Below are 19636 nucleotides of genomic sequence, written 5' to 3'. Positions count from 1 at the left end.
CACCGACTCCACCCCCTGCTCCCAGTTAAGCTGAGGTGCTATGAGGCGGTTACTGCGACGGCGCACCGAGGCGGAGATGGCCGGAGAGGTCGCTGCCGCGGCCGCCGTGGCCGCGCCCATCGCCGATCCCGACCCGACCGCGGCGGCGTTCTTCGACGTCGACAACACGATGATGCGAGGCGCCTCGATCTACCACTTCGCCCGGGGTCTGGCCTCCCGGGGGCTGTTCACCACCAAGGATCTTCTGAGGTTCGCGATGGGCCAGGCGCTGTTTCGCGTACGCGGCAACGAGAACCCCGAGCACATCGCGCAGGCCAAGGAGACCGCGCTCGCCTTCGTCGTCGGGCTCAAGGTCAACGACGTCGTACGGCTCGGCGAGGAGATCTACGACGAGGTGATGGCCGACCGCATCTGGGCCGGCACCCGCGCCCTCGCCCAGAGCCACCTGGACGCCGGCCAGCGCGTGTGGCTCGTGACCGCCACGCCTGTCGAGCTCTCGCGGGTGATCGCCCAGCGCCTCGGCCTCACGGGCGCACTCGGCACGGTCGCCGAGACCGAGGACGGCGTCTACACCGGCCGCCTGGTGGGCGACCTGCTGCACGGACCGGCGAAAGCCGAGGCCGTGAAGGCCCTGGCCCGGCGCGAGGGCCTCGACCTGTCACGCTGCACGGCCTACAGCGACTCGGCGAACGACCTTCCTCTGCTCCAGCTCGTCGGCCACCCTTGCGCGATCAACCCCGACAGCGAGTTGCTGGAGCACGCCAGGGACAACAACTGGATGATCAGGGACTTCCGCACCGGCCGCAAGGCCACCATGATCGGCCTCCCCATCGCAGCGGGCGCCGGCGCCATCGCCGGCGGCGTAGCCGCCGCCATAGCCCTGAGAAAGCACTACCGCTCCTCCTGAAGCTCTCTCGGCCTGAAGGTCAGCGTCGGCGCTGGTTCTCTGACGCTTGGGACAGGAGCGCGGACCACCCTTGCGCGGCTTGGCGGTCTACGAGGCACACGACCCAGCCGGTCGGCCGTCGTGCCTCGTCGCCACGACCCAACCTCTCACTCATTGGTCGTGCTGGGTCGTGGCAAGTCAGTGGCGGTGGTGGTGTCGAAGGGCCCGCGAAGGCGGCGGGCGAGTTCGGGGTCGGAGTAGATCTCAGCGGTGGACATCCATTCGCGCAACGCGCGGGAGAACGGTACGAGCAGCCCAGTGTCGGCACCGGCTAGCAGGTGGTCCAGCAGTTCGGTCACGCACTCGGGACGGGCCTCGGCGGGCAGCCACTTCAACCACGGGAGCTCTTCGGAGAAGGCCTCTTCAGCAACGCTGCGATTCGAGCGCGCGATGATCGACAGAGACCGAGCCGCGAGGCGAAGACCTTCGGTCATGGCCTGGAACCGCTCAGAGCGCATCAAGACGAGGTTCTCGGCATCCCTCCGTTCCAGGATGACATCGGCGTCGTCCAGCGCCGGGAACACGCTGGTCTGCTTGTTGATCAGCGTCGAGAACGGAAACGACCGTGTTGTCATGCCACCACCCTACCGCTCAACTTCGAAAGTAGTTCAGTTATCGTCTCCAGTCTCCGAACTCCACGTCCCGCACCGGCCGGCTCGAACGGCCGGCGCATGCCTTAGACGCGAACGTCGAGGTCCGCCTGACCCCCCGCGCTCCAACGGCCTGAGCCCCGGTCACGTCTAGGGAAAGAGCCTCGCTCCGCTCGGACTGATACGCGAGGCACTACCGCCGCCCGCGAGTCAGCCCGGCGGCGGCGCCGCCGAGAATGTCGGCACCGTCGCCTAACCTCACCACGAAACCGGAAGCGCGGCCTGCTCGTCGATTTCACCGGAGCCAGGCTGCAGGTGGCGTCTCGATCGGGATCTGAGCAGCGGAAGGGGGCTGGGTGACCACATTCGTCTTGATCCACGGCGCTGGCGATGTCGGCTGGTACTGGCATCTGGTGGAGGCCGAACTGCGTGCACGAGGTCATGACACCATCGCGCCGGATCTTCCATGCGACGACGACTCGGCGGCCCTGCCCGAGTACGCGGACACCGTGACCGGCGCGATCGGCGACCAAACCAATCTAATCGTCGTCGCGCAATCGCTCGGTGGCTTCATCGCCCCGCTCGTCTGCGACCGGGTGGCGGTGGAACTGCTCATCCTGGTCGCGCCCATGATCCCCGCGCGCACCCGTTTTCGCCGCCTGGGCCGGCGGCTCTGGCCGGGTCAGAAGAACGGGGGGAAGGCGTGGCCGCGTTGGAGGCGGAGACGGTTGAGTTGTTGCTGCACCAGCTCGCGGACCTGGTCGGTGAGGTTGAAGACCAGCATCGGGTCGTCGGCCTCCTCCGGGTCGTACTCGTCGGTGCGCACGGGCTCGCCGAACTGGATCATCCACTTGGACGGCAGCGGCAGCAGGCCGAGCGGCCCGAGCCACGGGAACAGCGGCGTGATCGGGATGTACGGCAGGCCGAGCAGCCGCGCGAGCGACCGGATGTCGCCGATCTTGGGATAGATCTCCTCCGCGCCGACGATCGAGCACGGGATGATCGGCACTTGGGCCCTGATCGCGGAGGCCACGAAGCCGCCCCGGCCGAATCGTTGCAGCTTGTACCGCTCCGAGAAGGGCTTGCCCACGCCCTTGAAGCCCTCGGGGAACACCCCGACCAGCTCGCCCTTGCGCATCAGCCGGTCGGCGTCCTCGGGGCAGGCGAGCGTGTGGCCCGACTTGCGTGACAGGTGGCCGAGGATCGGAAGCTGGTAGACCAGGTCGGCGCCGAGCAGCCGCAGCGGGCGGTGCGCGGGATGCTCGTCGTGGAGGGCCACCTGGAGCATGAGGGCGTCGACCGGGACGGTGCCGGAGTGGTTGGCGACGACGAGCGCCCCCGCCTCGCGCGGCACGTTCTCAAGGCCCACGGCCTGCACCCGAAACCAGTGCCGGTAGAGCGGGCGGATCAGCTCAAGGAGCACCTTGTCGTTCAGCTCAGGGTCGAAGCCGAACTCGTCGACCTCGTACTCCCCGGCGAACCGGCGCCGCAGGAAGGCCAGGAACTCCGCGAGGCGGTCCTCGACGGCGTCGGCCCTGCCGTTGCCGGAGCGCCGCCGCGCAGCCGTGATGGGGATGACCTGAGCGTCTCGGGACTCCTCATCGCGCAAGTCGTGCGGTAGCTTCACCGTTTCACCCCTCCACCCATGACTGTCGTGATCCAGTCGATCACAGCGAGTGGCATACCACCAAACAGGCCACGCGAGTGGAGGAAGTCATCGAACGCCGACGCGGTGGTGAACTTGGGCCGCCAGCCGAGCTCGGCCACGAGCCTGTCGGGGTCGACGGCGCGCCCGTAGCTCATCAGGGCGAGTTGCTCGGGAGAGAAGTCGACCCGCCCGACACTGCGGGCGAGGTCACCGATGACGCGGAAGGCGGTGGCCGGCACCGGCACCGTCGGCCGGCCGCTCCTGCGTACGCACTGCGACAGCAGCATGACGCCGTCACCGACCACGTTGAACGTGCCGGGGTGGTCCTCCACGGCCATGCGGCGCAGCACCTCCACCCCGTCGTCCTCGTGGACGAACTGCAGGCGGGGGTCGAAGCCGAGCACGGTCGGCAGGACAGGCTGGACGAAATAACGCGTCAACGGCGAGTCGACGCCCGGCCCCATGAAGTTCGCGAAGCGCAGGGTCGAGACCGTCACGTCGGGCCGCCGCCGGGCGAAGCCGCGGACGTACGCCTCGACCTCGGTGGCGTCCTTGGCGTAGCCGGAGCTCGCCACCTCGATCGGCTCGGCCTCTTCTGTGAAGACCGCCGGGTCGTGCGAGGAGGAGCCGTACACCGCGGTCGTGGAGCGGACCACCACCCTGCGCACCGTCGCCGACCGCTGGCAGGCCGCCAGCAGCTGCATGGCGCCGATGACGTTGTGCTCTTTCATGTACAACCGGCCGGCGCTCTTCGAGGGAGCGCTGACCAGGCTCATGTGCACAACGGTGTCGATGTCGGCCGCCGCGATGACCTGTGCGATGTCCGGGCTGCGCAGATCAACCCGGACGAACTCCGTACGGCCCAGCGCGACGCCGCCGCCGTCTCGCGTGAGCGAGGGCGGCGGCACGGTGTCCACTCCGATGACCCGGTCGATGTCCGGGTCCGCTGCGAGGACGCTCGCCACTCGGGCGCCGATGTGTCGGGAGACCCCGGTGACAAGCACTGTGTGGGTCATCGGCGCCTCGCAGAATCACGTTTGTGGGTCGCGCTTGCTCGGGTGCTCACCGGGCTCGTGATCCCTCACACCCGGCCCGCCGCTCTGCGTCGTCGGTCCGCGCTGTTACTTCTTGTTACGCCGCTGGATGCGGGTCTTCTTCAGAAGCTTGCGGTGCTTCTTCTTGGCCATGCGCTTACGACGCTTTTTGATCACAGAGCCCACGGGACCCCCAGGTGAAGGTAGGTTTTGTCAAGTCGGTGTGTGCCCTCCGGCGAGTCGCGCGCCGCCCTGAGCGCCTGGACACGCCGTTGCCACGGCATACCCGGGAACCCAGATCGGCGCCTCGCAAGAAGCACACCGATTCAACAGCCTACCGGCGATTCACGGTCGATCGCTCCCCGGGGGGAACCCGCGTAGCCCGCCGAGGGGTCGCGCCCCACGACCGGCCAGACGTGGGCGGTCGGCCGCCCACCCCGCTCCGGTCGGTTTCGCACCCCTGGCGAACCATGCGCTCATAGTCCAGCGGTCTCGACCAGGTGAACGGTTATGTCGCTACTGGTCCAGTCAACCCGCTTCGATGAACGCATCCCTCAGGTAGTCGTGCACCGCTTGCTCAGGCACCCTGAAGGATCGCCCGACCCGGATGGCCGGTAACTCACCCGAGTGGACGAGCCGGTACACCGTCATCTTGGACACCCGCATGACAGTGGCAACCTCTGCCACCGTCAGGAACTTCACCTCGCTGAGAGGTCTTTCGCCTGCACCCATCGGACGCCTCTTCCGCACGTGTTTCCGGGTTATCCCCACTGGTGCCATTGCTCACGCACGTGTACTGCTGTCAGCGTAGAACGCGTCTCCGATCGCGCAAACCCCCTATTCCATCAGTCTGCGGAGACGCCTGCCACCAGAACGGAGAAAATCGCTGGCCAGCAGCCAGGCCGAGCCCTGATCCTGATCTTGTGGCCGGTCTAACTGTGTCCCATTAGAGTCGCCCGGGATCATAAAAAAGTTGGCAAACGGTCGACGTCAGACCCCGAATGCGCGCGCGAAACAGCGGTTAGGGGACGACCGGATTGGGTGGAGGTCGCCTCACAGGCCACTCTCGACCCGTGAGACCAGATAGCGCGTCAACGGATCGTAGTGACGCGGAAGCACGTTGTCATCGAGCGGCACGGTCACGGCGATCTTGCCCTCGGCCTCGCCGACGAACAGCCCGGGGTCGTTGCTGTCGGCGAATCCGACCGTCTCGACCCCCGCCTCGCCCGCCGCACCGGCCCAGCCGTGATCGCCGATCACCAGATCGGGCTTCTCGTCCCCGAGCTCCGCGAGCATCGCCTGCATCGGGGCGGGGTCGTGGGTGTGGACCAGGGCGCCACCGTCGTCCAGCATCGCCACGTCGTCCAGGTAGCGGATGCGGCGCTTGCGGCCGAGGCCTCCGCTCGCGAAGGACCGCTGCTCTCCGGGGGTGAGGATCGTGGCCCCGTGCCCCCTGGCGAGCCGCGCCAGCGCGAGGTGCGTGGTGAGAAGCCCCGTGGGGTGGCCCGTGGCGATGAGGACCCTGGGGTTGTCGCGCTTGAGCACGGCGGCGATGCGGTCGCCCATCGCGTCGAGGGCGTCGATCGTGCGGTCGGGGTCGATCGTGTCCTGCCCGTGGCGGTACTCGGGGTCGGCCACGACCCCGGCGGCCTTCGACATCAGCGAGAGGATGTCGCGGTAGGTCCAGTCACCGTCCATGGTGAGGCCGAACATGTAGTGGGGATCCCGTACGGCGAGCGAGCGGTAGTGATCTAGGTTGTTCTCCCGGCTGGTGGCCACGTCACCGGCGATCTTCGTCCGGATCAGGTGGTCTCTCAGCTCTTCCCGCGAAAGAGCAGTCGCGGTCTCCATCGTTCACTCCGTCCACTTTGCAGGTTGTGCACCCTTGTGCAACCTTCACGGCAGTACGCACCGGCGGCCACCACGCCTGGCGGGATCAGGGCAGGGGGTCCAGCCCGTGAAAAGGGAAGATCGCCTTCCGCGTTGCCATGATGGCTCGGTCAATAGCGTCCCCAGGGTCGTAACCACCGGAGAAATGCTGAAATTCCGGGCTACGGCCGTCGGTCATGGTCAGCGGCGGCACCTCGCCCGTACGCACCCTGACGAAATCACGCCAGCTCTGCGGCGTCGGCGTGCCCGGGTCGACCGGGTCGCCCGCGGCCTCGGCGATCAGATGGCTCCACGCGCGGGGGACCACCTGCACCAGCTCGTAACCGCCACCGCCCGTCGCCAGCCACCTGCCGCCCGCCGTCTCGTGGGCCAGCGAGTGCAGCGCGGCGTACGCCTGGCGCTGGCCGTCGAGGCTCAGCATGAGGTGGGCCAGCGGGTCGAGGGCGTGGCTGTCGCAGCCGTGCTGGGTGACCAGCACCTCGGGGTCGAACTCCCGCAGCAGCGGCGGGACCACCGCGTGGAACGCCCGCAGCCACCCGGTGTCCCCGCAGCCGGCCGGGAGCGCGACGTTGACGGCCGTCCCCTCGGCGCCGGTCTCGGTGGGGAAGCCGGTGCCGGGGAACAGCGTGCGCGGGCTCTCGTGCAGGCTGATCGTGAGAACCCTCGGGTCGTCGTAGAACATCGCCTGGACGCCGTCCCCGTGGTGGACGTCGACGTCGACGTACGCGATGCGCCGCGCGCCCTGCGAGAGCATCCACGCGATGCCCAGCGCCGGGTCGTTGTACACGCAGAAGCCGCTCGCCGACCCCGGCATGGCGTGGTGCAGCCCTCCTGCGATGTTCAGCGCGTGCTCGGCCCCGCCCGTCCACACCGCGCGGGCGGCGGCGAGCGTGGCGCCCGCGACCAGGGCCGACGCCTCGTGCACGCCGACGAAGGCGGGGTTGTCGGGCGTGCCCAGCCCGCACGCGAGGTCGGGCCTGCCGTCGGCGGACACGCGCCGCACCGCGTCGATGTAGTCGCGCTCGTGCACCAGGGCCAGCTCGTCGTCGGTCGCCGGGGCGCACCCCACCAGCTCGACCTTGTCGAGCACTCCGAGCTCGCGGGCCAGCGCCATCGTCAGCTCGACCCTGACGGGCGCCAGAGGATGATCCGGCCCGAAGTCGTACGAGACCAGTTCGTCGTCCCAGACAACCCGCACGGACCGGCTCACGCCATCACCTCGCCCACGACGGATCGGCCACGGCGGAGCGTAAAGGCTCGGCCGGACCGGGGGCGCGGGATCGAAAGCTCACCGCGCACGCTCATGAAAACGACCGTACCGCACCGCTTGTGATCACCCGCCGACGCCGTCACCCGTACGAACCAGAACACGGCAGTACGGCCCCATGTGTCACGTGGGTCACTCCGCTCGCAGGGCGATGACGGGATCGAGGCGGGCGGCCCTGCGCGCCGGGGCGACGCCGAAGAAGACGCCGACCGCGACCGAGACGCCGAAGGCCAGGACGATCGACCACCAGGTGATCGCGGCCGGCACCGGCGAGACCGCCTGGATCAGCAGGGAGCCGCCCACCCCGATCAGGATGCCGAGCACCCCGCCGATCGTGGTGAGCAGCACGGCCTCGATGAGGAACTGCCCGAGGACGTCCCGCTGGCGGGCGCCGAGCGCCTTCCGCAGCCCGATCTCCCGCGTGCGTTCCCGCACGCTGACCAGCATGATGTTGGAGACGCCCACGCCGCCGACCAGCAGGGAGATGCCCGCGATGGCGGCCAGGACTCCCGTGAGCATGCCGAGCACGCTCCCGATGGTGCCGAGGAGCTGGGTCTGCGTCACGGCGCTGAACCGCTCGCCGGGGTAGCGCCCGCCGAGCGCCTGGACGACCCGCTCTCGCAGCGGCTCGATCTCGTCCGGCCCCGAGGCCCCGACGGCGATGCCGTTGATCCGCGAGAGCCCGATCAGGCGCTGCGCGGTCGTGACGGGGACGTGGACCTCCTGGTCGCGGGCCACGCCGAACGTCGCGCCCAACGGCTCGTACAGGCCGATCACCCGGAACCGCACCCCGGAGATCGTGACCTGGCGGCCGACCGGGTCGACGTCCCCGAACAGCTTGGCCCCGACCTCGGAGCCGAGGACCGCCACCCGCCGCCGCGTGTCCACATCGGTGGCGCTGAGGTAGCGGCCCCGGCGGAGCGGCCGGTCGAAGATGTTCGGCAGGTTCTCGTCGGTGCCGGTGATGGTGGCGAAGACCTCGGTGCGCCCCACCCGCACCGATTCGCCCGAGTTGACGGCCACCGTGACCTTCGCCGGGTCGCCCACGACCCGGCGGACGAACGCCACGTCCGCGAGGTTCAGACGGCTCTGGGTGGGCGCGGCCCCGAGGCCCACCTGCCCGGGGACGACCAGGATGATGTTGCTTCCGAGCCCCGCGATCTCCCTCTCGATCGCCTCCTTGGCGCCGGTGCCGATCGCGACCAGGATGACCACGGCCAGCACCCCGACCACGACGCCGAACATCGTCAGCGCGCTGCGCAGCCGGTTGACCCTCAGCGCCTCAAGCGCCATGCGCAACGCCTCGGCGGTCCTCACGGCGCGCCCTCGTCGCCGTCCCCGTGTGCGGTGTCGAGCTCGATGAGGCCGTCGCGGACGTGGATACGCCGATGGGCCAGGTCGGCGACCTCGCGCTCGTGGGTGACCAGGACCACGGCCACGCCGCTCTCGGAGTTGAGGTCGGCCAGGATGCCCATCACCTCCTGGCCGTTGCGCGAGTCCAGGTTGCCGGTCGGCTCGTCGGCCAGCACCACCTTGGGATCGCCGACCAGCGCCCGGGCGATCGCCACCCGTTGCTGCTCGCCTCCGGACATCTGGGACGGCCGGTGGTCCAGCCGGTGCGCGAGACCGACCGCCGAAAGCGCCCGCCTGGCCCGCTCGCGCCGTTCGGCCCTGCCCACTCCCCTGTAGACGAGCGGCAGCGCGACGTTCTCCAGCGCGGAGGTGCGGCCGAGCAGGTGGAAGGACTGGAACACGAACCCGACCGCCTGGTTGCGCAGCTCGGCGAGGCCGGTGTCGTCCAGCGTGGACACGTCGACGCCGTTGACCCGCAGCGTGCCGGAGGTGGGCCGGTCCAGGCAGCCCAGCAGGTGCATGAGCGTCGACTTGCCCGACCCGGAGGGACCGATGATGGCGACGAACTCGCCCCGGTCGATGCGGAGGCTCACCCCGCGCAGCGCGTCGACCGACACCCCCTCCAGCTTGTAGGACCGGGCGAGATCTATGGCCTCGAACGCGGGAGCGCCGTCCAGGTCGGTCACGTGAGCTTCTGACCTGGGCGTACGGTGTCGGCGCCCTTGACGACGACCCGCTCGCCCGGGGAGAGGCCCCGCGCCACCTCGACCACGGCCTCGCCCTGGGCGCCGAGCTTGACCACCCTGCGCTCCGCCGAGCCGTCGGCGCGTACCACCCACACCACGGTCTCCCTGCCGCTGGTCACGATGCTGGACGCCGGCACGGCCACCGCGTCCTGCGACTCCCGCACGGTCAGCCGGACGACCGCGCTCATGCCCGGTTTCGGTACGGGCGCGTCTCCCCCGTCGTCGTACGCCCCCTGGCCGAGCGTGAGACGTACGGGATAGCTCACCCCTCCGGTGGTGCCCTCCTTGGGGGTGACGCCCACCCCGGTGACCTTCGCCCGGTAGGTGGCCCCCGAGGCCGCGTCGAGCTCGACCTCGGCCTTGGTGCCGGGACTGACCATGAGCACGTCGGTCTCGTCCACATCGGCGGTGAGGGTCAGCCTGGAGATGTCCGTCACGGTCGCGATGGCGTCGCCCGCCGCGACCGGGACGCCCGTGGCGATCGTGCCCCCGGAGGTCGCGGCCCCCGCGCCGCCGGACGAGCCCGCGGCGGCGCCCGCCTGGCCGGCCAGGTCCGCGGGGAGCTGCCCCAGCAGGGAGCCGAGGCCCGGAGAGCCGCCGCCCGACGGCCCGCCCAGGGTGACCACCCCGTCGAAGGGAGCCTTGATCACCAACCCCTTGACGTTCGTCTCGGCGATCTTCACCGCGGCCTTCGCCTGCGACTTGGACGCCGCCTGGAGGGAGGACATGGAGGACGCCAGCCCGCCCAGCCCCGCTCCGATCTGGCCGCTGACCTGGGAGAGCACCTGGTTCACCGATCGCGTCAGGCTCTGGGTGATCTGGTTCAGCGCGGCGCGCTGGGCACGGTGCTGCGTCTCGGCGCCGTCGATGGCGGCGAGCAGTTGCGCCCTCACCTGGCGGTCCTTGATCTTCCTCGCCGCCGCGCGCGCCCTCGTGAACCCTCGCGCGACCTTGCGGTCGAGGGACGAGGGGGTGCGGAGGCCCGCGAGCCGGATGGCCGGCGCCGCGACCCCGCCCCCGAGCCGCACGGGCCTGGACGCCTGCCGCTCGGCCTGCCGGGCCTGCTTGAGCTGGTCCTCGGCCTGGGGGGAGCTGATCCTGGCGAGGATCTCCCCCTTGTCGACCGTCTCGCCCTCACGGACGTACAGCTTGGTGACCGTGCCCGCCGCGGAGGACCGCAGCGTGGCGGTGGCTCGGGCGCCGACGGTCGCCGGGGCCTCGACCACCTCGCTGACCGGGGCGCGCCTGACCTCACCGATCTGCACCTTGGGCGTCTCGTCCTGCGAGCAGGACGAGAGCAGCAGCGTGAGACCGACGACGAGCGGGGGGATACCGCGACGAATCGTCACCTGGCCATCGTAGGAGCGGAAGCCCTGCCCTGCTCGGGCAATCCGGATGCGAAGCCGTACGGGCCGGCGTGGGCTACGACGGGGCGGACACGCGGCGCAGGCGGCGGATCGCGGGCACGGAGAGCAGGACGACGCATCCGGTGACGGCGACCGCCGAGGAGATCGCCAGCACTTCCCTGGCCCCCAGCAGGGAGGCGACGGGACCGGCGAGCGCCTGGCCGACCGGGAGGGCCATGACCGAACCGGCGACCTCGTAGGCGTGGACGCGGTTCAGCACCTCGCGGGCCACCTGGGTCTGCACGCTGGTCATCCACATGACGCCCCAGAACGCGGACCCCATGCCCGCGATGAGATGGCAGGCCGCCATCAGCGCCAACGGCAGGCCGAGCGCGATCGACAGCGGTTCCAGCGCGAAGAAGCACATGGCCAGGGCCCCGGCGGCGAGCGGCCGTCGCGGCTTGACCCTCATGGCGATCAGGCCGCCGACGATCGTGCCGGCGCCGTGGGCGGAGACGACGAACCCGTACCCGGTGGCGTTGTAGGCGGAGTTGACCAGGATGGAGCCGAGCGGGACCACGGGACCGAAGGCCGCGATGCCCATGACCGCCCAGATCACGATCACCCCCCACATCCAGGTGCGGGAGCTGAACTCGTGCCACCCCACCCTGAGGTTGGTCCAGATCGACCCCTCCTCGGCCGCGCCCGTGCCGGGGGTCAGCCGCAGGAGGGCGAGGCAGAGCGCGCTGACGCCGAAGCCGGCCGCGTCGATCAGGAACACCACGCCCACGTCGGCGAACGTCACCAGGAGCCCCGCGACCGAGGGGCCCATCAGTTGCATCGCCGACTCGGACGTGCGCTGGGTCGCCACGGCCCGCTGCACGTCCCGGGCTATCTGGGGGATGAGGCTCGCCAGGCCGGGCTGGAACATCGCCGCGGCCGACCCGTTGACGGCCGAGACGACCATGAGCTGCCAGAGGGCGGGCGTGCCGGTGAGGAACAGCACCGCCGTGACCGACTGCGAGACCAGGCGGACGATGTCGGCGCCGACCATCATGCGGCGCGGCGTGAACCGGTCGGCGAACACCCCGCCGAAGAGCACGAGGAGTGCCATCGGCACCGTCGAGGACGCGAGGGTGTAGCCGACGCCGCTGGCGCCGTACCCGGCCTGGATGACGCCGAGCGTCATCGCGACCGGCACCATGGCCGTGCCCAGCATGGACACGGATCTCGCGGTGAAGAAGAGCCGGAACTCGCGGGTCCAGACGGCCGGCCCCTCCGGCCGCCCCGTCTCCTGATCCGTCGCCCCTGCGGCTGCCGCCACGATGCCCCCATGTCCGCCGTTCCCACCGCCGGCCATGATGCACTCTAACTACAAAGTTTCCTATCGATTTAACGGCCCCACCACCACCCACCTGGTGCGACTCCACCGCTACCCGGCGACAGGGGCGCCCACGCCCGTCACACACGGGCGTTCGGGACAGGCCCGCGCTCGTCTCGGCCCTGTGCCCGAACTATGGTGTTCGCCGTACGAGTCACTTCTCGCGTCGGAGGCGGATCTCCTTGTCGGCAGTACCCGCGGATCAGCGATGGGCGCAGCTCAAGAAGCAGTTCGAGTCGATCGACGGCGACGGTGACGGCTTCATCACCCATGCGGAGTTCGCCGAGCACTTCCCGCACCTTCCCGCCGAGGCGCTCGGAGCGCTGGACCGGGACGCCGACGCGGACGGCGACGGCCGCCTGTCGTTCGAGGAGTTCGTCAGGCTGGCCTCCGGCGGCTGACACGGCGGCCGGCCTCGGCCGGCCCGAGGCTCAGGTCGTGCGGGTCAGGCCGTGCGGGTCAGGCCGTGCGGGTCAGGGAGCGCGCGGGTCAGCCGGAGGCGAGCTGGCTGCTGCGGTCGCGCGCGGCCTCGATGGCGGCGAGGAACGCCGCCCGGACGCTGTGGCGCTCGAGCTCGGCGATCGCGGAGATCGTGGTGCCACCGGGCGAGGTGACGGCCTCCCGCAGGATGACCGGATGCTCGCCGGAGTCGCGGAGCATGATCGCCGCGCCGACGATCGACTGGGTCACCATGTCGAGCGCGGCGGCGCGGGGCATGCCCAGCAGGATGCCCGCGTCGACCATGGCCTCGACCAGATAGAAGAAGTAGGCGGGGCCGCTGCCGGACAGGGCGGTCGCGGCGTCCTGCTGGGACTCGGGGATGCGCAGCACCTTGCCGACCGGCTTGAGAAGGTCCTCGGTGTGCTTGAGGTGGATCTCGGAGGCGTGCGCCCCGGCGGAGATGACGCTCATGGCCTCGTCGACCAGCACCGGGGTGTTGGACATGACCCGCACGACCGGCACCTCGTCGCCCAGCCGGGACTCGACGAAGGAGGTGGTGATGCCCGCCGCCACCGAGATGACGAGCCTGCCGGCGGGCACGTGGGCACCGATCTCGCCGAGCAGCGCGGCCATGTCCTGCGGCTTGACGGCGAGGATCAGGGTGTCGGCGATCTTGGCCGCCTCGCTGTTGGACACGATCTGCACGCCATAGCGCTCGTGGAGCGCCCGCGCCCGCTCCTCGCGCCGCGCGGTGGCAATGATCTCGCCCGGATCGACGCCGGCGCGCAGCAGCCCGGACAGCAGGGCCTCACCCATCTTGCCGGTACCGAGAATCGCGATCATTTGAAGGCACCTCGCGTAGGAGTCGGGAAACTCTCGCAGCCTACCGACTCCCCGCTGGTACGAGCCCTGCCGCCGGCCCGCCTGTGGACAACTCGGCTAGCGCCTCACCAGCGAGCGCGCGAGCAGGGCGAGGTTGGCCGGGCGCTCGGCCAGGCGGCGCGTGAGGTGGCTGTACCAGTCGACCCCGTACGGGATGCGCACGCGCACCTGCGAGCCGAGGTCGGCGAGCCTCCGCTGCTCGGCCAGGCGCACGCCGTACGACATCTGGTACTCGAAACCGCCGGGCTCGCGCTCATTCAGCACGGCGAGCGCGGAGGCGACCTCGATGAGCCGCCGGTCGTGCGTGGCGACCATCGGGTGGCCCTGGCCCGCCATGAGCGCCTTGAGGCAGCGCACGTACGAGCGGTCGATGTCGGCGGGCGAGGTGTAGGCGATCGAGGCCGGCGCGTCCACGGCGCCCCTGGTCAGGCGTACACGGCCCGAGGCCAGCGACCGGCAGTGGTCGTCGGCGCGGCGCAGGGACGACGCGATGGAGACGCCGGTGGCGGGGTGGTCCTCCAGCAGCGCGGCGTGCACGCCCAGGGCGGACTCGATCACCGCGGCGTCCTCGGTGTCGAGGGTGACCGTGACGCCGACCTCGCGGGCCGCCTCGCAGACGCGCGCGGCGTTCTCCTTCGCGAGCTTCTCGTCGACGTGGAGCCCCACGGACGTGAGCCGCAGCGACAGGTCGGCGCCCTTCGCGATGCCGCGCCTGGCGAGGGCGTCGAGGAGGCCGAGAGAGGCCTTGACCGCGCGGGCGGCCTGGTCGGGATGCCTGGTCTCCTCGCCGAGGTGGTCGAACGTCACCAGCAGGCCGTCGGCGATGACACCCGCGGCCACCGAGGCGGCGTCCTCCGCGGTGTTCCCCGCCACGTAACGGCCCATCAGCCTGCGGGTCACCCCAGCAGTCCTGACGACGCTCTCGACACGGTCACTGCTCGAAGCGGCCAGCAGAACCTCACGCAACACCATTGGCACCCTTCCCGGCACGACGGCTGTTGGGGAGAGACCTCCCCACCCTACGGCGGTTCAGGCGTCGATCATCGGGATCAGAACCTCATGTTGCGGTTTGACAACCAAGTGAAGACACGTGTCGTCTTATTAGTTCTTTATCCGCATGATCTACCCGATGGTGCCATAAGTCGGTTCCAACGATGGATCCGCGGGCATCGAAGGGGTAAACGTGAAGAAGATCCTCATAGCGCTGGCCACAGCCGGCCTGGGTCTGAGCGGAGCACTGGTCGCGGCGCCCGCGACGGCCGGAACCCAGAAGGCCCCCGACTACACGCCACCCGCTCCGCAGTGGGCGCAGTGCGCCGACCTGCCGGAGGGCATCGAGTGCGCGTCGGTCACGGTTCCGCTTGACTACGACCGCACCTCGGGCAAGAAGATCAAGATCGCCGTCTCACGAAAGAAGGCGACCGACACCGCCCACTACCAGGGCGCGATCCTGTTCAACCCCGGCGGCCCCGGCGGCAGCGGCCTCTCCTACCCGGCGGTGATGCAGAACCGCCTGGGCGCCCCTCTGGCCGCGCAGTACGACCTGATCGGCTTCGACCCCCGCGGCGTCGGCTCCAGCGAGCCCGCGCTCCGCTGCGACCCGCACTTCTTCGACCCGGTGCGCCCGGACTACGTCCCGGCCAACTGGGGCGAGGAGGCGGCCTGGGTGAAGAAGATGCAGAACTACTCCAAGGCCTGTGACGCCACCTACGGCGACCTGCTCAAGCACATGACCACGGTCGACGCCGCCAAGGACATGGACCAGATCCGCAAGGCCCTCGGCCAGAAGCAGATCAGCTATGTCGGCTACTCCTACGGCACCTACCTCGGCGCCACGTACGCCACCCTGTTCCCCGGCAATGTGCGCCGTCTGGTGCTGGACAGCATCGTCAACCCCGAGCGTGTCTGGTACGACGCCAACATCGACCAGAACCACGCGTTCGAGGCCCGCGCCAAGGCCTTCTTCGCCTGGATCGCCCAGTACGACGCGAACTACCACCTCGGCACGGCCGCGGCCGACGTCGAGAAGGCCTTCTACGCGGCCCGCGCCAAGCTGAAGGCCACCCCGGCCGAGGGCAGGGTCGGGCCGTCCGAGCTCGACGACACCTACCTTGCGGGCGGCTACCTCAAGAGCCGCTGGCCGCTCCTCGCCAACGCGCTGTCGAGGTACGTGACCGCCGGCGAGACCGCTCCCCTGGCCCAGGCGTACGCGACCTACGGCGACAGCAGCGGCGACGACAACACCTTCGCGGTCTACTCGGCCGTGGAGTGCAGCGACGCCCGCTGGCCCCGCGACTGGGGCACCTGGCACCGCGACTGGTGGGAGTCCTACCGCACCGCTCCCTTCCTGACCTGGGGCAACGCCTGGTTCAACGCCCAGTGCCAGTCGTGGCCGGTACGCGGGCACGAGGACCTGCGCATCAACGGCAAGTCCGTCAAGAACGCCCTGTTCTTCCAGGACACCAAGGACGCGGCGACGCCCTACCAGGGCGGCGTGGAGATGCACAAGCGCTTCCCGTCCTCGCGGCTGGTGGTCATGGACGGCGGCGGCAACCACGGCCTCACCGGCCGGGGCAACGCCTGCATCGACGACATCTGGAAGGCCTACCTGACCGACGGCACGCTGCCGGCGAGCCTGCCAGGACCCGACGCGCACTGCGCGCCGTTCGCCGACCCGGTGCCGCCCGCGGCGAGCCTGCGTTCCGCGCCCACGGCCGACGACGACTGGGTGCCCGGCGAGCGCTGAGCCCCGCCGAGCCGCCTGAAGGGCCCCCGACCGCCACGGTCGGGGGCCCTTCCCCGTAGGTGGCACGATCCGGACGCCCGGCGAGGTTCGAACCCGCGCGAGACCGGATACGTCAAAGAGATATGCGGATGATGACGGCGACACTGGCGACCGGATCCCTGCTACTTAGCCTGGGCTGCGGCAACGCTCCGAGCGCCACGACCACGAGCCCCGCCCCCGAACCCCCCGTGGCGTCGAGCGCCGGCCAGTCGGGCGGCACGACCACGCCGGCGACCGCCCCCTCGCCCACGAAGCCGAAAGGCCACACGATCAAGCCGCACAAGGTGCGGTGGGTGAAGGCGACCCCCTCGCGCGACGGGCGCAAGCTCAAGATCGTCTGGTGGTCGGGCGTCGAGCCGTGCAACGTGCTCGACCACGTGAAGGTCAAGGAGACCGCCAAGAGCGTGACCGTCACCCTGTACGAGGGGCAGGCACGCCGGTCGCCTGACGTCGCGTGCATTGAGATCGCCATCCAGAAGACCACGACCGTCAAGCTCAAGGCGCCCCTCGACGGGCGCAAGATCATCGACGGCGCCCGTCACTGAGCCGGGGTCCTAGTAGTCGCGCTACCAGCGCTTTTACCGGAACTCGGGATGAGTGCCGCCCGTTTCCAGGATATTCACGCGAGTTTGCCAGCTTTCTTGCCCCCAGGCCCACGGAATGCGTCAGGCGCGCGTAGGGTTGAGCCGGTTAGACTCAAGTCGCTTGACAAACGGTCGAGCGGGATCCACCATTGAGTCATACAGACTCAACTTTGACTACAAGGACGTACTCATGGCACGTGCGGTAGGTATCGACCTGGGGACGACCAACTCCGTCGTCTCGATTCTCGAGGGCGGTGAGCCCACGGTCATCGCCAACGCGCAGGGCTCGCGGACCACGCCGTCCGTGGTCGCCTTCGCGAAGAACGGCGAGGTCCTCGTCGGCGAGGTGGCCAAGCGGCAGGCCGTCACCAACGTCGACCGGACCATCCGTTCCGTGAAGCGGGAGATGGGCTCCAACTGGAGCGTCGAGATCGACGGCAAGAAGTTCTCTCCCCAGCAGATCAGCGCCTTTGTACTGCAGAAGCTCAAGACGGACGCGGAGGCCTACCTCGGCGAGAAGATCACCGACGCGGTGATCACCGTCCCGGCGTACTTCAACGACTCGCAGCGCCAGGCCACCAAGGAGGCCGGCACCATCGCGGGCCTCAACGTCCTGCGCATCATCAACGAGCCCACCTCGGCCGCTCTGGCCTACGGGCTCGACAAGGACAAGGACCAGACCATCCTGGTCTTCGACCTCGGCGGCGGCACCTTCGACGTGTCCCTGCTCGACGTCGGCCAGGAGGACGGCCACGGCTTCGTCGAGGTCAAGGCCACCAGCGGCGACAACCACCTCGGTGGTGACGACTGGGACCAGCGCGTCGTCGACGAGCTGGTGACCCGCTTCAAGAACGCCCACGGTGTCGACCTCTCCAAGGACAAGATGGCGCTCCAGCGCCTGCGCGAGGCCGCCGAGAAGGCCAAGATCGAGCTGTCGGCCCAGACCGAGACCTCGGTCAATCTGCCCTACATCACCGCCTCCGCCGAGGGCCCGCTTCACCTTGAGGAGAAGCTGACCCGCTCGGAGTTCCAGCGCATCACCGCCGACCTGCTCGAGCGCTGCAAGGGCCCGTTCCACCAGGTCATCAAGGACGCCGGCATCAAGGTCGCCGACATCGCCCACGTGGTGCTCGTCGGCGGGTCCACCCGCATGCCGGCCGTCAGCGAGCTGGTGAAGGAGCTGACCGGCGGCAAGGAGCCCAACAAGGGCGTCAACCCGGACGAGGTCGTCGCCATCGGCGCCGCCCTGCAGGCCGGTGTCCTCAAGGGCGAGGTCAAGGACGTCCTGCTCCTCGACGTCACCCCGCTGAGCCTCGGCATCGAGACCAAGGGCGGCATCTTCACCAAGATCATCGAGCGCAACACCACGATCCCGACCAAGCGGTCGGAGGTCTTCACCACCGCTGAGGACAACCAGCCGTCGGTGCAGATCCAGGTCTTCCAGGGTGAGCGCGAGATCGCGGCCTACAACAAGAAGCTGGCCACCTTCGAGCTGACCGGCATCGCCCCGGCGCCGCGCGGCATCCCGCAGATCGAGGTCACCTTCGACATCGATGCGAACGGCATCGTCAACGTCGGCGCCAAGGACCTCGGCACCGGCAAGGAGCAGTCGATGACGATCACCGGCGGCTCCGCGCTGCCGAAGGACGACATCGAGCGCATGATGCGCGAGGCCGAGTCCTACGCCGAGGAGGACAAGCAGCGCCGCGACGACGCCGAGACGCGCAACAACGCCGACGCCCTCGCCTACCAGACCGAGAAGTTCCTCCGCGAGAACGACGAGAAGGTCCCGGCCGAGGTCAAGACCGAGGTCGAGGAGGCACTCTCCGAGCTCAAGAAGACGCTGGAGGGCACCGACTCGGCCGCCATCCGCGCCTCGGCGGAGAAGCTCGCCACCGTCAGCCAGAAGATGGGCTCGGCGATCTACGCCCAGTCGCAGGCCGCCGGAGAGGCCCCGGCCGACGCCGCCGGCGCCACCGGTGGGCCCGGAGCCGGCGCCAAGTCCTCCGACGACGACGTCGTCGAGGCCGAGATCGTCGACGACGAGCCGAAGCGGGAGGGCGGTGCCGCGTGACGTCCCCGAACTCTGGGAGCGAGCACGAAGGCCTGGTGATCCGCGACAACCGGCGCATCGACCCCGAGACGGGGGAGGTGCGTGAGGGGGCGGGCAAGACGGCCGACAAGTCGTCGCCCGCCGCCCCTGCCGGGGCACCCAGGCCGGACGACGGTCTGGCCGCCGAGCTGACCGCGCAGCTCGCCGAGCGCACGGCCGACCTCCAGCGGCTCCAGGCCGAGTACTCCAACTACCGCAAGCGCGTCGAGCGCGACCGGGTCGTCGTCCGCGAGCAGGCGGTCGCCAACGTGCTGACCGAGCTGCTCCCGGTGCTCGACGACATCGGCAGGGCGCGCGACCACGGCGAGCTCACCGGCGGGTTCGCCAAGGTCAGCGAGGCGCTCGACAGCGCGGTGGGCAAGCTGGGCCTCACGGCCTTCGGCGCCAAGGGCGACGCGTTCGACCCGACCGTGCACGAGGCCCTGATGCACAGCTACTCCTCCGAGGTCATCGAGCCCACCTGCGTGGAGATCCTCCAGCCCGGCTACCAGATCGGTGACCGCATCCTGCGCCCGGCGCGGGTCGCCGTCGCCGAGCCCGAGGGGCCGGCGGCCGGCTCGGAGCCGGGGGCGGGCGAGGCGGGGGAAGCCGCGGCCGACCCCGAGGACAATTGAGCGACTACCCCTTTGG

19 protein-coding genes and 1 pseudogene are annotated in these 19636 nt (G+C 69.9%); 7 read left to right on the top strand and 13 right to left on the bottom strand.

The window, feature by feature from the left end; all coding sequences use genetic code 11:
* Positions 1 to 40 precede the first annotated feature (40 nt).
* Positions 41 to 907, top strand: coding sequence for an HAD family hydrolase (locus tag OG589_RS39030; protein ID WP_405143609.1), 867 nt, complete (start codon positions 41 to 43; stop codon positions 905 to 907).
* A gap of 146 nt (positions 908 to 1053) precedes the next feature.
* Here OG589_RS39030 and OG589_RS39025 read toward each other — a convergent pair whose 3' ends face one another.
* On the bottom strand, positions 1054 to 1521 hold the full coding sequence (locus OG589_RS39025; protein ID WP_405143607.1) for a hypothetical protein: 468 nt from the start codon (positions 1519 to 1521) through the stop codon (positions 1054 to 1056).
* A 371-nt stretch (positions 1522 to 1892) separates the two neighbouring features.
* Between OG589_RS39025 and OG589_RS39020 the strand changes: the two are divergent.
* Positions 1893 to 2204, top strand: a pseudogene (locus tag OG589_RS39020) (alpha/beta hydrolase); the annotation flags it as partial.
* Between the two features lie 14 nt (positions 2205 to 2218).
* On the opposite strand, the gene OG589_RS39015 reads toward OG589_RS39020, so the two are convergent.
* The 10 genes from OG589_RS39015 to OG589_RS38970 all read right to left on the bottom strand — a co-directional run bounded on the left by OG589_RS39015 (position 2219) and on the right by OG589_RS38970 (position 12144).
* Positions 2219 to 3163, bottom strand: coding sequence for a lysophospholipid acyltransferase family protein (locus tag OG589_RS39015; protein WP_405143605.1), 945 nt, complete (start codon positions 3161 to 3163; stop codon positions 2219 to 2221).
* Complete coding sequence (locus OG589_RS39010; protein WP_405143603.1) at positions 3160 to 4200, bottom strand: NAD-dependent epimerase/dehydratase family protein; 1041 nt, start codon at positions 4198 to 4200, stop codon at positions 3160 to 3162. Before OG589_RS39010 ends, OG589_RS39015 begins: the two co-directional genes overlap by 4 nt.
* A gap of 105 nt (positions 4201 to 4305) precedes the next feature.
* The gene (locus tag OG589_RS39005) at positions 4306 to 4404 is read right to left on the bottom strand and encodes a 30S ribosomal protein bS22 (protein ID WP_018654693.1); all 99 of its coding nucleotides are present in this window, start codon (positions 4402 to 4404) and stop codon (positions 4306 to 4308) included.
* Between the two features lie 342 nt (positions 4405 to 4746).
* Positions 4747 to 4950 carry a helix-turn-helix domain-containing protein gene (locus OG589_RS39000; protein WP_030456159.1) on the bottom strand — a complete coding sequence of 68 codons (204 nt, stop codon included), beginning with the start codon at positions 4948 to 4950 and terminating at the stop codon, positions 4747 to 4749.
* 321 nt (positions 4951 to 5271) lie between these two features.
* A complete protein-coding gene (locus OG589_RS38995; protein ID WP_405143598.1) occupies positions 5272 to 6069 on the bottom strand; it encodes a phosphatase in 798 nt (265 codons plus the stop codon).
* A gap of 85 nt (positions 6070 to 6154) precedes the next feature.
* Positions 6155 to 7318: an acetoin utilization protein AcuC gene (locus OG589_RS38990; RefSeq protein ID WP_405143596.1), complete on the bottom strand. Its 1164-nt coding sequence runs from the start codon at positions 7316 to 7318 to the stop codon at positions 6155 to 6157.
* A 189-nt stretch (positions 7319 to 7507) separates the two neighbouring features.
* Positions 7508 to 8692 carry an ABC transporter permease gene (locus tag OG589_RS38985; protein ID WP_405143595.1) on the bottom strand — a complete coding sequence of 395 codons (1185 nt, stop codon included), beginning with the start codon at positions 8690 to 8692 and terminating at the stop codon, positions 7508 to 7510.
* Complete coding sequence (locus tag OG589_RS38980; RefSeq protein WP_405143593.1) at positions 8689 to 9414, bottom strand: ABC transporter ATP-binding protein; 726 nt, start codon at positions 9412 to 9414, stop codon at positions 8689 to 8691. Before OG589_RS38980 ends, OG589_RS38985 begins: the two co-directional genes overlap by 4 nt.
* Complete coding sequence (locus OG589_RS38975; protein WP_405143591.1) at positions 9411 to 10823, bottom strand: efflux RND transporter periplasmic adaptor subunit; 1413 nt, start codon at positions 10821 to 10823, stop codon at positions 9411 to 9413. The genes OG589_RS38980 and OG589_RS38975 overlap by 4 nt, the downstream gene beginning before the upstream one ends.
* Positions 10824 to 10896: 73 nt before the next feature.
* Positions 10897 to 12144: an MFS transporter gene (locus OG589_RS38970; RefSeq protein ID WP_405143590.1), complete on the bottom strand. Its 1248-nt coding sequence runs from the start codon at positions 12142 to 12144 to the stop codon at positions 10897 to 10899.
* Between the two features lie 239 nt (positions 12145 to 12383).
* Between OG589_RS38970 and OG589_RS38965 the strand changes: the two genes are divergently transcribed.
* Positions 12384 to 12602, top strand: a complete 219-nt coding sequence (locus OG589_RS38965) for an EF-hand domain-containing protein (protein WP_405143588.1) — start codon at positions 12384 to 12386, stop codon at positions 12600 to 12602.
* A gap of 88 nt (positions 12603 to 12690) precedes the next feature.
* Here OG589_RS38965 and proC read toward each other — a convergent pair whose 3' ends face one another.
* On the bottom strand, positions 12691 to 13485 hold the full coding sequence (proC, locus tag OG589_RS38960) for a pyrroline-5-carboxylate reductase (RefSeq protein WP_405143586.1): 795 nt from the start codon (positions 13483 to 13485) through the stop codon (positions 12691 to 12693).
* A gap of 96 nt (positions 13486 to 13581) precedes the next feature.
* A complete protein-coding gene (locus OG589_RS38955; protein WP_405143585.1) occupies positions 13582 to 14496 on the bottom strand; it encodes a proline dehydrogenase family protein in 915 nt (304 codons plus the stop codon).
* Positions 14497 to 14707: 211 nt separating this feature from the next.
* Here OG589_RS38955 and OG589_RS38950 point away from each other — a divergent pair, with 211 nt between their 5' ends.
* The 4 genes from OG589_RS38950 to grpE all read left to right on the top strand — a co-directional run bounded on the left by OG589_RS38950 (position 14708) and on the right by grpE (position 19620).
* Positions 14708 to 16270: an alpha/beta hydrolase gene (locus tag OG589_RS38950; protein WP_405143583.1), complete on the top strand. Its 1563-nt coding sequence runs from the start codon at positions 14708 to 14710 to the stop codon at positions 16268 to 16270.
* A gap of 128 nt (positions 16271 to 16398) precedes the next feature.
* Complete coding sequence (locus tag OG589_RS38945) at positions 16399 to 16854, top strand: hypothetical protein (RefSeq protein WP_405143581.1); 456 nt, start codon at positions 16399 to 16401, stop codon at positions 16852 to 16854.
* Positions 16855 to 17083: 229 nt separating this feature from the next.
* The gene (gene dnaK, locus OG589_RS38940) at positions 17084 to 18967 is read left to right on the top strand and encodes a molecular chaperone DnaK (protein WP_405143580.1); all 1884 of its coding nucleotides are present in this window, start codon (positions 17084 to 17086) and stop codon (positions 18965 to 18967) included.
* Positions 18964 to 19620 carry a nucleotide exchange factor GrpE gene (gene grpE, locus OG589_RS38935; protein ID WP_405143579.1) on the top strand — a complete coding sequence of 219 codons (657 nt, stop codon included), beginning with the start codon at positions 18964 to 18966 and terminating at the stop codon, positions 19618 to 19620. Before dnaK ends, grpE begins: the two co-directional genes overlap by 4 nt.
* Positions 19621 to 19636: the final 16 nt, after the last annotated feature.

Source organism: Sphaerisporangium sp. NBC_01403, from assembly GCF_045040145.1.
GTDB lineage: Bacteria > Actinomycetota > Actinomycetes > Streptosporangiales > Streptosporangiaceae > Sphaerisporangium > Sphaerisporangium viridialbum.
This window is presented reverse-complemented; position numbering and strand designations above follow the sequence as displayed.

Coding starts and splice junctions, on each gene's coding strand:
- OG589_RS39010 (WP_405143603.1), bottom strand. CDS start 4,200: ATGACCCACACAGTGCTTGTCACCGGGGTCTCCCGACACATCGGCGCC.
- OG589_RS39030 (WP_405143609.1), top strand. CDS start 41: ATGAGGCGGTTACTGCGACGGCGCACCGAGGCGGAGATGGCCGGAGAG.
- proC (WP_405143586.1), bottom strand. CDS start 13,485: ATGATCGCGATTCTCGGTACCGGCAAGATGGGTGAGGCCCTGCTGTCC.
- OG589_RS39025 (WP_405143607.1), bottom strand. CDS start 1,521: ATGACAACACGGTCGTTTCCGTTCTCGACGCTGATCAACAAGCAGACC.
- OG589_RS38995 (WP_405143598.1), bottom strand. CDS start 6,069: ATGGAGACCGCGACTGCTCTTTCGCGGGAAGAGCTGAGAGACCACCTG.
- OG589_RS38945 (WP_405143581.1), top strand. CDS start 16,399: ATGATGACGGCGACACTGGCGACCGGATCCCTGCTACTTAGCCTGGGC.
- OG589_RS38955 (WP_405143585.1), bottom strand. CDS start 14,496: ATGGTGTTGCGTGAGGTTCTGCTGGCCGCTTCGAGCAGTGACCGTGTC.
- dnaK (WP_405143580.1), top strand. CDS start 17,084: ATGGCACGTGCGGTAGGTATCGACCTGGGGACGACCAACTCCGTCGTC.
- OG589_RS39000 (WP_030456159.1), bottom strand. CDS start 4,950: ATGGGTGCAGGCGAAAGACCTCTCAGCGAGGTGAAGTTCCTGACGGTG.